Here is a 14553-nt window from a genome sequence, read left to right on the forward strand (position 1 = left end):
CAGGTTGCGGCCAAAAAATGGCAGAATGTAAGCAGTATTGATCCTGAGGAGATTCACATGAGCAAAGCACCCGCACCCGCGTCCAAAACCGCCCCGGCATCTGCCGTGCACCACGGCGTTGACCACAGCCAGGAACTGGGCCACGGCAACAGCCCCGCTGCGTGGACCTGCGTGATTGTCATGCTGGTGGGCGCGCTCATCGCAGCAATCGCCTTCGTCATCGCCAACACACCCATCTTCATCGCCGGCGCATGCGTTATGGTCCTGGGCCTAATCCTGGGCTTCGTCATGCGCAAGGCAGGCTACGGCGTCGAAGGCAGCAAGCTGAAGAACACCGGCCACTGATGGCTACTGTTCTCGATGACATCAATGCCGGTGTCAGGGAGGATATGGAAACCAGGAAACGTCTGGTTTCCCTTGCGGAACTGAAGGATTTGGCCGTGGCGGCCGCACCGGCGCGTGACGCGTGGGCAGCCCTGGGCGGCCCGGCCGCACCGCGCGACCAGCTCAAGGTGATCGCCGAAATCAAGCGCCGCAGCCCCTCGAAGGGGGACCTCGCCACCATTGTGGATCCGGCCTCGCTCGCGGCCCAGTATGCCGACGGCGGTGCGGCCGTGATCAGTGTCCTCACTGAACAGCGCCGTTTCAAGGGGTCCCTCGCTGACCTGGATGCCGTCCGCGCCCGCGTGGATATTCCGCTGCTGCGCAAGGACTTCACGCTCGACGAGTACCAGATCTGGGAAGCCCGCGCCCACGGCGCGGACCTGATCCTCCTCATCGTGGCGGCGCTTTCCGACAGCCAGCTGCGGGAGTTCAGCGGCCTCAGCCGCGAACTGGGCATGAATGTCCTGGTGGAGACGCACACGGAAGCCGAAATCGAACGTGCCGTGGCGGCGGAGGCGCGCGTCATCGGCGTCAACGTGCGCAACCTCAAAACGCTCGACGTCGACCGTTCCGTTTTCGCGTCCCTCGCCGGCCTGATCCCCGGCGAAGCGCTGGTCATCGCCGAATCCGGCGTGCGCGGTGTGGACGACGTGTCGCATTACGCCGCGAGCGGCGCAAACGCGATCCTGGTGGGCGAAGCCCTGGTGAGCGATTCGACTCCGCGGGAGCGCATCGCCGAGTTCACTGCGGCCGGCGCTGCCGCCATCGCCGCACGGGCCTAGTCCTCGCAACCGCCGGCAGTGGGGCCGGCGGCACAACACTTCTGAACGATCAACTGGAACAGGACGGTGACACTGATGGTTGACGCACCCTCAGAGAACGCTGAGAACAACGCCGCGGAGGCATTCCTGCAGGGCGGCTCATTGAAGCACGCCCCAGGACCCTACTTTGGCGGTTACGGCGGACGCTGGATGCCCGAATCGCTCATCGCCGCCCTGGACGAGCTTGAGGACACCTTCGAAAAGGCCAAGGCCGATCCTGAGTTCCTGGCCCAGATCGCAGAGCTGAACAAGAACTATTCCGGCCGCCCGTCACTGCTGACTGAGGCCAAGAGGTTCTCCGAGCACGCCGGCGGCGCACGGATCTTCCTTAAGCGCGAGGACCTGAACCACACCGGCTCGCACAAGATCAACAACGTGCTGGGGCAGGCCCTGCTGGCCAAGCGCATGGGCAAGACCCGTGTCATTGCCGAGACCGGCGCGGGGCAGCACGGCGTGGCCAGCGCCACCGCCGCCGCACTGCTCGGCCTCGAATGCGTTGTCTACATGGGTGCCGAGGACTGCCGCCGCCAGGCGCTGAACGTCGCCCGAATGCAGCTGCTGGGCGCCACGGTGGTGCCGGTGACCAACGGGTCCCAGACCCTGAAGGACGCCATCAACGACGCCCTGCGGGACTGGGTCAGCAACGTTGACACCACCCACTACCTGCTGGGCACGGCTGCCGGTGCGCACCCGTTCCCCGCCATGGTGCGCTTCTTCCACGAGGTCATCGGCGAGGAAGCCCGTGCCCAGATTTTGGAGCAGACCGGCAAACTGCCCGACGCCGTCGTCGCCTGCATTGGCGGCGGTTCCAACGCGATCGGCATCTTCCACGGCTTCCTGGATGACCCCGGCGTGAAGATCTACGGTTTCGAGGCCGGCGGCGACGGCGTCGAGACCGGGCGTCACGCGGCCACCATCACGCTGGGGAAGCCGGGCGTGCTCCACGGTGCGCGCTCCTACCTCATGCAGGACGACGACGGCCAGACCATCGAGTCCCACTCCATCTCCGCAGGTTTGGATTACCCGGGCGTCGGACCCGAGCATGCGTACCTGGCCGACATCGGGCGGGTCACCTACGAGCCCATCACGGACAGCGAAGCGATGGATGCGTTCAAGCTGCTGTGCCGCACCGAGGGCATCATCCCGGCGATTGAGTCCTCCCACGCCCTCGCCGGCGCCATCAAGGTGGGCAAGCGCCTGACCGAAGGCAGCGCCAACCCGTCCGAAACGGTGATCATCGTGAACCTCTCCGGCCGCGGAGACAAGGACGTGGAGACCGCCGCGGAGTGGTTCGACATGCTCGACGAGGAGGGCAAGGTCAAGGGTACGAACCTCTCCACCCGCAAACCCAAGGGCCCTTCCGACCGGGCAGAAACTGAAGCCGTTCCCGCCACCGGCGCTCCTGCTGCCGTCCGCGACCAAGCCGTCGCAGACGCCAACGCCGCAGACCACACGGCCGCTGACAACAACGAGGACCACTGATGACTGAACTGACGGCCAGCAAGTCCGCCGCCGCCATCGACCGCGCCCGCGATGCCGGGCGCTCAGCTCTGGTCTGCTACCTGCCGGCGGGGTACCCCGATGTCCAGGCCACCATCGATGCCGGCATTGCCATGGCGAAAAACGGCGCCGACCTGATTGAAATCGGCATTCCGTATTCGGATCCGGTCATGGACGGTCCCGTCATCCAGGCGGCCACCACCGAAGCCATTGCCAACGGATTCCGCGTGGAGAGCGTGTTCGACGTCGTGGCCGGGATTACGGCAGCCACGGACGTGGCCGTGCTGGTCATGACCTACTGGAACCCTGTGCTCCGGATGGGCGTGGACGAGTTTTCCCGCAGGCTGGCCGAGGCCGGGGGAGCGGGGCTCATCACGCCGGACCTTATCCCGGACGAGGCATCCGAATGGTTCGCCGCCTCGGATAAGTACGGACTGGACCGGGTGTTCCTCGTGGCCCCTTCCTCCACTCCCGAGCGACTGGCCATGACCGTGAAGGCAAGCCGGGGCTTTGTGTACGCCGTGTCCATCATGGGCGTCACGGGCACCCGCCAGGATGTCAGCAGCAGCGCTGAACAGCTCGTTGCCGACACCCATGCTGCCGGCGCCGAGCGCGTCTGTGTGGGGCTCGGCGTGTCCAACGCCGATCATGTCCGCGAAATCGCCGCCTACGCTGACGGCGTCATCGTGGGCACCGCGCTGGTTGCCGCAATCCGCGACGGCGGTGTCCCCGCCGTCGCAGACCTTACCCGCGACCTGAGCGCCGGCCTCGCCAGGGAAGTAGCCTAGCCACGATGCAGATCCTCCTTCAGGCCGCCGCCCTGGTGCCGGCCAGCATTCCCAGCCCGGACTGGTCCGGCTTCGACATCCCGCTGCCGTGGGGGACACTGCGGATCCACGCTTATGCCTTGTGCATCCTGGCCGGGATCATCGCGGGCCTGTGGCTGACCTCCGTCAGGTGGGCCAAGCGCGGTGCGCCTGAAGGCAGTGTCTGGGACATCGTCATCTGGGCGATCCCCTTCGGCATCATCGGCGGCCGTCTGTACCATGTGGTCTCGTCGCCGGACCAGTACTTCGGCCCCGGTTTCGACGGCACCGGTGACCTTTGGCTGATCCCGCAGATCCAGCGCGGCGGACTGGGCATCTGGGGTGCCGTGGTTCTGGGCGTCCTCGGAGCCTGGATCGGCTGCCGGCGCGCGGGCGTGAAGCTCACGGCTTTCCTTGATGCTGCGGCACCGGGGCTGCTGTTGGCCCAGGCCATCGGCAGGTGGGGGAACTACTTCAACCAGGAGCTTTTCGGCGGGCCCACGACGCTGCCCTGGGGACTGCAGATCGACGCGGACAACCCCAACTTTCCCGCCGGCACGCCGGCGGATACGCTCTTCCACCCCACCTTCCTGTACGAATCGCTCTGGAACATCGCGGGCGTGCTGATCCTGCTCGGCCTTGACCGCCGGTTCCACTTCCGGCGAGCACGGCTCTTCTGGCTCTACGCCATGTACTACACGCTGGGCCGGGTCTGGATCGAAGCGATGCGCATCGACGAGGCGGAGCAGATCAACCTGTTCGGCATCACCACCAGGCTCAACGTCTGGACGAGCATCTTCGTCTTTGCCGCGGCGCTTATCGTGTTCGTCCTGCTGGGCCGGAAAGGCCGCCCCGAACCGGATACCCCCTATCTGGCCGGCCGCGGTCCGGATGGTGACAGTGTGACCTCTGGGACTCCGGCAGTCCGCGATGCGGATACCCGTGTCTCAGATAGTGAATCGCGTGATAATCTGCCTGTTATCCAAAATGGATCGGGACATTCTTCCACCCCAACGGAAGAGGAACCGGCATCCAGGGGCGGCGACAAGTCCATCCCTGTGACGTCGGAGACCGGGAATTTCGGCCACAAGGCAACGGAATCCGCGCCGGAGGCTGGCACAAGCAAGTAGGACGCCGGCACGGCAGGGCAGCAGAGTCACCCCTCGGAGCGCCCGCACCCCACAACGTCGTGGCACAAGGGCCCGCCCGGACAGCAGATAGCTGCTGCTCGGTCAAGCCCGGGTCAGGGGCCTGCGTAACTGTTCGTTCTGCAGGCCGGTCTGGCCTACAATTTCCTGTAAATAAACACTTTGTTGTGCCCATCACACCGGCGCTCAGAAGTGGGGCCAACGGTGTCCCTTCCATACGTACGATCTCGAGGAAGGACGTCTTCAATGACCCATCTTCATAGCCCACGTTGGTCCGAAAAAATAGGATCCGACGGCCCCGTCTCTCCGTTCAAGCGCTTTGCTGCGCTGCCGGAGGCCCGGGGTCTATACAACCCAGAAAACGAAAAAGACGCCTGTGGCCTTGCGATCATCGCCACGCTCCGCGGTGAGCCCGGTTACGACATTGTCGACGCCGCCCTGACCGCCCTGCGCAACCTTGAGCACCGTGGTGCCGTGGGCGCTGACGAAGGCACCGGTGACGGTGCCGGCCTCCTGATGCAGATCCCCGATGAATTCTTCCGGGCTGTCACAGAATTCGAACTTCCCGCGCCCGGGCAGTACGTTGCGGGCACCGCATTCCTGCCGTCCGAGCAGCGCGAGGCCGACGCCGCCAAGGCAGGCATCGAAGGCCTCGCCGCCGACGAGGGCCTCACCGTCCTGGGGTGGCGCGAAGTGCCCATCGTGGCTGACCTGGTAGGCGCCATGGCGCGTGCCTGCATGCCGTACTTCTCCCAGCCCTTCCTTGCCTCGGCGACCGGCGAGAACCTGAGCCACAACGAGCTCGACGCCCGGGCCTGGCGGATCCGCAAGCGTGCCCAGAACAAGTTCGGTGTGTACTTCCCGTCCCTGTCTTCCCGCACCATTGTCTACAAGGGCATGCTGACCACTGCCCAGCTGGAGCCGTTCTACCCGGACCTCTCCGACAAGCGCTTCAAGACCAAGCTGGCCATTGTCCACTCGCGCTTCTCCACGAACACGTTCCCGTCCTGGCCGCTGGCCCAGCCGTTCCGCACCATCGCCCACAACGGTGAGATCAACACCGTCAAGGGCAACCGGAACTGGATGCGCGCCCGCCAGTCCCAGCTCGCCAACCCGCTGCTGGGGGATTCACCGGAAGAGCTGTACCCCATCTGCACGCCCGGTGCCTCCGACTCCGCGTCCTTCGACGAAGTTGCCGAACTGCTCTGGCTTTCCGGCCGGCCCATCACGCACTCCATCATGATGATGATCCCGGAGGCCTGGGAGAACCACGCCACCATGGATCCCGCACGGCGTGCGTTCTACGAATACCACTCACTGCTCATGGAGCCGTGGGACGGTCCCGCCGCAGTGTCCTTCACGGACGGCAACCTGGTGGGTGCCACCCTGGACCGCAACGGCCTCCGGCCCGGACGCTATTGGATCACCGAGGACGGCCTGGTCATCTTCGCCTCCGAGGTGGGCGTGATCGACGTCGAACCTTCCAAGGTGGTCAAGAAGGGCCGCGTTTCCCCGGGCAAGATGTTCCTGGTGGACACTGACGCCGGCCGCATCATTGACGATGAAGAGATCAAGGCTGACGTCGCCGCGGCGAATCCCTGGGCCGCGTGGCTCAAGGACAACCTGATCGATCTCAAGGACCTCCCCGAGCGCGAGCACGTGGTCCACACCGCTGCGTCGGTGAACATCCGCCAGCGGACCTTCGGTTACACCACCGAAGAGCTGAAGATCCTCCTGGGCCCGATGGCCCGCACCGGTGCTGAACCGCTGGGTGCCATGGGCTCTGACACCCCGGTGGCAGTCCTGTCCAAGCGTCCCCGGCTGCTGTTCGACTACTTTGTGCAGTCCTTCGCGCAGGTCACCAACCCGCCGTTGGACGCCATCCGTGAAGAGCTTGTCACGTCGCTGACCTGTGCCATCGGCCCCAACGGCAACCTGCTGGACACCAAACAGGTCCGGCAGCCGCAGGTTTCGCTGCCGTTCCCCGTGATCACCAACGACCAGCTGGCCAAGATCGCCAATATTGAAACGCCCGACGGCGACCGCATAGCCATGAAGGTCCGTGGCCTTTACCGCCCCGAAGGCGGCGAGTCCGCGTTGCGTGCCCGGCTCACCGAAATCTGCGAGCAGGTTTCCGGTGCCATCAACCGCGGCGTGCAGTACGTGGTGCTCTCCGACCGTGACTCGAATGCCCAGTGGGCACCGATTCCTTCGCTGCTCCTGGTCAGTGCCGTGCACCACCATCTGCTCCGCAGCGCCAACCGCACCAAGACCGCCCTTGTGGTCGAGGCCGGCGACGTCCGCGAGACACACCACGTTGCCGTTTTAATCGGCTACGGCGCCTCGGCCGTCAACCCGTACCTCGCCATGGAATCAGTGGAACAGCTGATCTCCACCGGCGACGTGGTGGGCGTGACGCCGCAGGACGGCGTCTACAACCTGATCAAGGGCCTCGGCAAGGGCGTCCTGAAGATCATGTCAAAAATGGGCATCTCCACCGTGGCGTCCTACACCGGCGCGCAGACGTTCGAGGCCCTGGGCCTCGGACAGGAGCTGGTGGACGAATTCTTCGCCGGCACGCACTCCCAGCTGGGCGGCGTTGGCCTGGACGTCATCGCCGCCGAAGTTTCCGCCCGCCACCAGATGGCGTACCCGGAAGGCGGCATCGAGCAGCCGCACCGCCCGCTGCTGGGCGGCGGCGAATACCAGTGGCGCCGCGACGGCGAGCCGCACCTCTTCAATCCGGAGACTGTCTTCCGGCTGCAGCACGCCACGCGTGAGCGCCGCTACGACATTTTCAAGTCCTACACCAAGGGCGTGGATGACCAGTCCGAGAACCTGATGACCCTGCGCGGACTGCTCAAGTTCAAGAATGAGCGTCCCGCGGTTCCCCTGGAGGAAGTGGAACCGGTCTCCAGCATCGTGAAGCGCTTCTCCACCGGCGCCATGAGCTACGGTTCCATCTCGAAGGAAGCCCACGAGACCCTGGCCATTGCCATGAACCAGTTGGGCGCTAAGTCCAACACCGGTGAAGGCGGCGAGGACGTAGACCGGCTGCTGGATCCGAAGCGCCGTTCGGCGGTCAAGCAGATCGCCTCGGGCCGGTTCGGTGTCACCAGCCTGTACCTGACCAACGCCGATGACATCCAGATCAAGATGGCGCAGGGTGCCAAGCCCGGCGAAGGCGGCCAGCTGATGGCGCAGAAGGTTTACCCCTGGGTTGCCCGCACGCGTCACTCAACGCCCGGCGTCGGACTCATCTCCCCGCCCCCGCACCACGACATCTACTCCATCGAGGACCTCGCGCAGCTCATCTACGACGCGAAGCGCGCCAACCCCTCGGCCCGCGTCCACGTTAAGCTCGTCTCCGAAGTGGGGATCGGCACTGTGGCATCGGGCGTCACGAAAGCGAAGGCCGACGTCGTACTTGTCTCCGGACACGACGGCGGCACCGGAGCCTCCCCGCTTAACTCGCTCAAGCATGCGGGTGTGCCGTGGGAGTTGGGACTTGCCGAGACCCAGCAGACGCTGATGCTCAACGGTCTGCGTGACCGCGTGGTGGTGCAGGTTGACGGCCAGCTCAAGACCGGCCGCGACGTTGTTATTGCCGCGCTGCTCGGCGGTGAGGAGTTCGGTTTCGCCACCGCTCCGCTCGTGGTGGAAGGCTGCATCATGATGCGCGTCTGCCACCTGGACACCTGCCCGGTGGGCGTCGCGACGCAGAACCCGGAACTGCGGGCCCGCTTCAGCGGCAAGCCCGAATTTGTGGTCAACTTCTTCGAATTCCTGGCCGAGGAAGTCCGCGAGATCCTCGCGGAGCTTGGCTTCCGGAGCATCGAGGAGGCAATCGGCCACGCCGAGGTGCTGGACGCCCGCGAGGCGATCAACCACTGGAAGGCCGACGGCCTGGACCTGGACCCGATCCTGCATGGTCTTGAGTTCGACGACGACGCTCCGCTGCGAAACATGACCTCGCAGAACCATGAGCTGGACAAGCACTTTGACCAGCGGCTGATCACCATGGCCACGGAGGCGCTGACCGACCGCACCCCGGTGAAGATCGCCGTGGACGTCATCAACACTGACCGTTCGGTGGGCACGATGCTCGGCCACACGGTGACCAAGACGTTCAGTACCGACGTGCTGGCACCGGACACCATCGACATCACCCTGACCGGCACCGCCGGACAGTCGCTAGGCGCGTTCCTGCCCGCCGGCATCACGCTTCGTCTCTTCGGCGACTCGAACGACTACGTAGGCAAGGGTCTTTCCGGCGGACGCATCATTGTCCGGCCGGACCGCAGCAACGTGTTCAAGGCGGAAGGCAACGTCATTGCCGGCAACGTGATCGGCTACGGCGCCACGAGCGGTGAAATGTTCCTGCGCGGCCAGGTGGGCGAACGCTTCCTGGTCCGCAACTCGGGCGCCACCGCCGTCGTTGAAGGCATCGGCGACCATGGCTGCGAGTACATGACCGGCGGTCAGACGCTGATCATCGGCCGCACCGGACGCAACTTCGGCGCCGGCATGTCCGGTGGTACTGCGTACGTACTGGACCTGCGGACCACTCGGGTCAACAAGGACGCCCTGGAATCCGGCGAGCTCCAGCTCTTGGAGCTCGACGCCGAAGACCGTGACATTGTCCACGGCCTGCTGGTGAAGCACGTTGAAGAAACGGAATCGCTGCACGCTGCCCGGCTGCTGGAGAACTTCGACGACACTGCTGCCCGCATTACCAAAGTGCTGCCGCGCGATTACGCGGCAGTCCTGCAAACCCGTCTTGACGCTATCGAAGAGGGCCTTGACCCCGATGGCGAAGAAGTATGGGCTCGAATCTTGGAGGTAACCGGTGGCTGACCCACGCGGATTTCTAAAAGTACGCCAGCGTGAAACCCAGCCACGGCGTCCCGTTCCGGTCCGCATCATGGACTGGAAGGAAGTCTATGAGGCTCAGGAAAAGGGCGTCCTGAAGGCCCAGGCGGGCCGCTGCATGGACTGCGGCGTCCCGTTCTGCCACCAGGGCTGCCCGCTGGGCAACCTGATTCCGGAGTGGAACGACCTCACCTGGCGGGGCAAGGGCGAGGAAGCGATTGAGCGGCTGCATGCCACCAACAACTTCCCGGAATGGACCGGCCGGCTGTGCCCGGCGCCCTGTGAGGCGTCCTGCGTGCTGGGGATCAACCAGCCTGCCGTGACCATCAAGCAGGTCGAAGTTTCGATCGCTGATGAGGCCTGGGACAACGGCTGGGTCAACCCGCTGCCCCCGGCCCGCCTGACCGGAAAGACCGTTGCCGTCGTCGGCTCCGGCCCTGCCGGCCTGGCCGTGGCACAGCAGCTGACCCGGGTTGGCCACACCGTGGCGGTTTACGAGCGTGACGACAAGATCGGCGGGCTCCTCCGGTACGGTATCCCCGACTTCAAAATGGAGAAGGAGCAGGTGGACCGCCGCATCGAGCAGATGAAGGCCGAAGGCACCCGCTTCCGCACCGGCGTCGCCGTGGGTACCGACGTGACGTGGGAGCAGCTGCGCCGCCGGTACGACGCCGTCGTGGTTGCCACCGGCGCCACCGTGCCCCGTAACCTGCCCATTCCCGGCCGTGACCTGGACGGCGTGCACTACGCCATGGATTACCTCGTGCCGGCCAACCGCGTGGTGGCGGGGGAGACAGTGGAGAACCAGATCCATGCTCGGGGCAAGCACGTGGTCATCCTGGGCGGTGGCGACACCGGAGCCGACTGCCTCGGCACCGCGCACCGCCACGGGGCCACTTCGGTGACCACCCTGGCCATCGGCAAGCAGCCCCCGTCGGAACGTGCCGGGCACCAGCCCTGGCCCACGTTCCCCACGCTGTTCGAAATGGCCAGCGCACACGAGGAGGGCGGCGAACGCACGTACCTCGCCTCCACCGTGGAATTCGTGGGGGAGAACGGCAAGCTCACCGGCGTGAAGGTAGCTGAAACGGAATTCGTTGACGGCAAGCGCCTCCCCAAGGCGGGCACCGAGCGGATCATTCCGGCGGACCTGGTGTTCCTGTCCCTGGGCTTCACCGGAGCCGAGCCGGCCGGCATCACCGAGCAGGTCAGCGCCGAGTTCGACGGCCGCGGCAACGTGTCCCGCGACGGCTACTACATGACCAACACCGAGGGAATCTTCGTGGCGGGCGACGCCGGCCGTGGGCAGTCGCTCATCGTGTGGGCCATCGCCGAGGGCCGTGCCTGCGCTGCCGCGGTGGACAAGTTCCTCATGGGCAGCACCATCCTGCCGGCGCCGGTGGCCCCGACGGACCGAGCCATCGCAGTTCTCTGACGCACGGTCCTGACGCACGGTCAGTTCGCCTCAGGTTCACTTCCACAATGACTTAACCAATGCAGCACACTATTAGGGTAGGTATATGAGACGCGCTAAGATTGTGGCCACCTTTGGCCCGGCAATTGCCAGCTTTGAGAACACCTTGGCGGTGTTGGAAGCCGGCGTGGACGTGGCCCGGATGAACATGAGCCACGGCGACTATTCCGTGCATGACAACACCTACGAGAACGTCCGGAAGGCTGCAGCCCAGCTGAGCAAGCCGGTGGCCATTATGGCTGACCTGCAGGGCCCGAAGATCCGGCTGGGCCGCTTTGTGGACGGCCCCCACGCCCTCGCCGAGGGTGACGTCTTCACGATCACCACTGAGGATGTACCGGGTACCAAGGAGATTTGCTCTACCACGCTCAAGAGCCTCACCGAGGACGTCAAGGTGGGCGATGCCCTGCTGATCGACGACGGGAAGGTCGCCCTGCGCGCGACCGAGGTGGACGACGTCAAGGTCGTCACGGTGGTAACTGTCGGCGGCATGGTGTCCAACAACAAGGGCATCAACCTGCCCGGCGTTGCCGTCAACGTTCCCGCACTGAGCGAGAAGGATGAGGACGACCTCCGCTGGGCCATGCGCCGCGGGGTGGACATGGTTGCATTGTCCTTCGTCCGCGACGCATCGGACATCACCCGCGTGCACGAGATCATGGACGAAGAAGGCCGCCGGGTGCCGGTCATCGCCAAGATCGAGAAGCCGCAGGCTGTGGAGCAGCTCCACGAGATCATCGACGCCTTCGATGCCATCATGGTGGCCCGTGGCGACCTCGGCGTGGAGCTTCCCCTGGAGGAAGTGCCGATCGTGCAGAAGCGTGCCATCGAACTGGCGCGCCGCTGGGCCAAGCCGGTCATCGTGGCCACCCAGGTCCTCGAATCGATGATCGACAATCCGCGCCCCACCCGCGCGGAAGCGTCTGACTGCGCCAACGCCGTCCTTGATGGTGCGGATGCGGTCATGCTCTCCGGTGAGACCAGCGTGGGCAAGTACCCGATCGAGACCGTCAAGGTCATGGCCCGGATCATTGAATCCACCGAGGTCCACGGCCTGGAGCGCGTTCCTCCGCTGGGGACAAAGCCCAAGACCCGTGGCGGCGCCATCACCCGCGCCGCCGTCGAAATCGCAGACCAGCTGGAAGCGAAGTACATCTGTACCTTCACCCAGTCCGGCGATTCCGCACGCCGGCTGTCCCGCCTGCGTCCCATCCGGCCGGTGTTCGCCTTCACCCCGGTGGAGCATGTGTGGAACCAGCTGGCGCTGACCTGGGGCATCCAGCCGGTGCTGGTCCCCATGGTGGGCCACACCGATGAGATGACCGCCCAGGTGGACCGCAGCCTCTTGGAAATGAAGCTGGTGAAAGATGGCGACCTGGTGGTCATCGCCGCCGGTTCGCCTCCCGGCAAGGCTGGGTCCACCAACATCCTGAAGGCGCACAGGGTGGGCGACTTCGCAGACGCCGGCAGCCTTGGCGACAGCGCCGAAGGTGCTCCTCGCGAGAAGCTCGGCCCCTGGCCGACGTCCTAGCGAGTTAAACGAAAAGAACCCCTGCCGGTTGGCAGGGGTTCTTTTCGTTGTCCTGAGTCTTAGTTGACCTGGTTGATGATGGTCTCGGCGACCTCGCGCATGCTGAGGCGGCGGTCCATGGAGGTCTTCTGGATCCAGCGGAACGCTTCCGGCTCCGTCAGGCCCATCTTGGTGGTCAGCAGGCTCTTGGCGCGCTCCACGAGCTTGCGGGTGGCGAACTGCTCCTGCAGGTCCGAGACTTCGCTTTCGAGAGCCTTGATCTCCTCATGGCGGGAGAGGGCGATCTCCAGGGCGGGGATGAGGTCCGCCGGGGTGAAGGGCTTGACCACGTAGGCCATGGCGCCGGCGTCGCGGGCGCGCTCCACGAGTTCCTTCTGGCTGAACGCCGTCAGCAGGACCACGGGGGCGATGCGGGCCTTGACGATCTTCTCGGCTGCGGTGATGCCGTCCATGACGGGCATCTTCACGTCCATCAGCACGAGGTCCGGCTTGAGTTCTTCGGCGAGCTGCACGGCCTTCTCGCCGTTGTCTGCTTCACCCACGACGTCGTACCCTTCACCGCGCAGGATCTCGATGATGTCGAGCCGGATGAGGGTTTCATCTTCGGCCACAATGACGCGGCGCGCCGGCTGGGACGTGGGGTTTGACTCCGTCGGTTCAGTCACGGGATCTCCTTGGAAAGGTACGGGGGACATCACCATTTTAGGTGCGCCCGCGGCCGTACTTCGAACTGCATGGTCTATTGCGGCTTCAGCGGCGCGATTCTGGAATTTAGCCTATCTGCATGTAGAGTAATTCCGCGTACGTGAAGCGATCGCGTTGCTCACAATCAGCTGTGGGCGTACCGGTTTGCACCACGTATTCCGCGCCCGAGTGGCGGAATTGGCAGACGCGCCGCACTCAAAATGCGGTATCGAAAGGTGTGTGGGTTCGAGTCCCACCTCGGGCACAGCATGACCCCTCGTCAGAGGGGTTTTTGCTTTAATGTGTGGACATTCTCCCTCCGCGGGTTCCTCTGACACTGGCCGCGGTCTGCGCCTGGCGCCGTGGTCGCCTGTTCGGTTGTGTGGATGGCGGGGTCAGGGTCCTGGCTGGTGGGCCCTCCGCCTGCTGGAATCTAGGGTATGTGCCGTCCTAACTAGCTGTTTCTGTGGCCCGTTGTTGGCCGTCACTCATTCATGCACATAGGTTGTGGTGACGACATGACCAAGACGAATTTCTTCGAGTGTCTTCCTCGGAGCTGCTTTGTACGGGCCAGGTAGAGTGCGCTCATCGCATGTTTGTCCGGCCAAAGGGGGTGCGCATTGTGCACGGACGGTTTTCGACCCGCATTTTGATCCTTTCCTCCCGGTTCTGCCGACACCACTTCATGCAGTTCTCCTTTTCAGGCGACATGACTTTGCGGCTTACATCGTCGGACGATATTCCGATAGCCTTTCGCTTCGCTGCAGACATCAGGTTGTGGTGTACCTCAGCATGATCCTCGACCCAAGTCCTACGGTTACCCAACCTTGGCCGTTGACAGGCGATAGAGGGTCCGACACTTGCCCTTAGGTGAAATTGGCCCTGCGTGATTCGACGGCCGCGTGAACCTGTTGCCGGTCCTCGCTGACAGTACACACTTTCAGTGCCGACGGATCGAGCAACAGCCTTTCGCGCCAGTCGGACCGCGGATAGGGCTCGTTCCGGGCGTCAGCGGAGGGACATGGGTGCCCATGGGTGTCGAACCGGGTCGCGTCGAATCCGACGAAAAGCCGGCCGTGCGACAGCGATCGATCGGGACCCCGGAGTCGATCGAAACGACGGTGACTTCAAGTGAAATTGGTCGCGAATTGCGACAGCTCCAGCGTAGTGCGGGTAACCGCGCGACGACACGTCTTATCGATTCGCATCGCTCTCAAACAGATCGCCAAGGAGCCAGCCTCGCTGTAGGGGTTCAGCGAGATGGTCCGGTGACAATGCCAGCGGGATCGATAACGGGCAGTCGCCGGGCGGCGACAGTCGTCGAGCTTCGCGC

Annotated in this window: 9 protein-coding genes and 1 tRNA gene; 9 read left to right on the forward strand and 1 reads right to left on the reverse strand. The window is 64.6% G+C overall.

Annotated elements, in window-relative coordinates; all coding sequences use genetic code 11:
• Positions 1–57: 57 nt before the first annotated feature.
• From AC1MCD_RS08530 to pyk, 8 genes are all read left to right on the forward strand, one after another.
• Positions 58–345: an HGxxPAAW family protein gene (locus AC1MCD_RS08530; protein ID WP_498677614.1), complete on the forward strand. Its 288-nt coding sequence runs from the start codon at positions 58–60 to the stop codon at positions 343–345.
• Positions 345–1166 carry an indole-3-glycerol phosphate synthase TrpC gene (gene trpC / locus AC1MCD_RS08535; protein ID WP_498677619.1) on the forward strand — a complete coding sequence of 274 codons (822 nt, stop codon included), beginning with the start codon at positions 345–347 and terminating at the stop codon, positions 1164–1166. The genes AC1MCD_RS08530 and trpC overlap by 1 nt, the downstream gene beginning before the upstream one ends.
• A gap of 75 nt (positions 1167–1241) precedes the next feature.
• On the forward strand, positions 1242–2687 hold the full coding sequence (gene trpB, locus AC1MCD_RS08540; protein ID WP_498677623.1) for a tryptophan synthase subunit beta: 1446 nt from the start codon (positions 1242–1244) through the stop codon (positions 2685–2687).
• Entirely contained in the window at positions 2687–3493 is an 807-nt protein-coding gene (gene trpA, locus AC1MCD_RS08545; RefSeq protein WP_498677624.1) for a tryptophan synthase subunit alpha, read from the forward strand. The genes trpB and trpA overlap by 1 nt, the downstream gene beginning before the upstream one ends.
• A gap of 5 nt (positions 3494–3498) precedes the next feature.
• Complete coding sequence (gene lgt, locus AC1MCD_RS08550; RefSeq protein ID WP_498677626.1) at positions 3499–4641, forward strand: prolipoprotein diacylglyceryl transferase; 1143 nt, start codon at positions 3499–3501, stop codon at positions 4639–4641.
• Positions 4642–4905: 264 nt separating this feature from the next.
• Positions 4906–9516 carry a glutamate synthase large subunit gene (gltB, locus tag AC1MCD_RS08555; protein WP_498677627.1) on the forward strand — a complete coding sequence of 1537 codons (4611 nt, stop codon included), beginning with the start codon at positions 4906–4908 and terminating at the stop codon, positions 9514–9516.
• Positions 9509–10966 (forward strand): glutamate synthase subunit beta, encoded by a 1458-nt coding sequence (locus AC1MCD_RS08560; RefSeq protein ID WP_498677630.1) that lies wholly within the window; start codon positions 9509–9511, stop codon positions 10964–10966. The genes gltB and AC1MCD_RS08560 overlap by 8 nt, the downstream gene beginning before the upstream one ends.
• 85 nt (positions 10967–11051) lie before the next feature.
• Positions 11052–12536, forward strand: a complete 1485-nt coding sequence (pyk, locus tag AC1MCD_RS08565) for a pyruvate kinase (protein ID WP_498677633.1) — start codon at positions 11052–11054, stop codon at positions 12534–12536.
• Positions 12537–12595: 59 nt separating this feature from the next.
• On the opposite strand, the gene AC1MCD_RS08570 is transcribed toward pyk, so the two are convergent.
• The gene (locus AC1MCD_RS08570; protein WP_275213687.1) at positions 12596–13201 is read right to left on the reverse strand and encodes an ANTAR domain-containing response regulator; all 606 of its coding nucleotides are present in this window, start codon (positions 13199–13201) and stop codon (positions 12596–12598) included.
• Positions 13202–13403: 202 nt separating this feature from the next.
• Between AC1MCD_RS08570 and AC1MCD_RS08575 the strand changes: the two genes are divergently transcribed.
• A tRNA-Leu gene (locus AC1MCD_RS08575) sits at positions 13404–13485 on the forward strand.
• Positions 13486–14553 lie beyond the last annotated feature (1068 nt).

It is taken from the genome of Arthrobacter sp. BF1 (assembly GCF_056680215.1).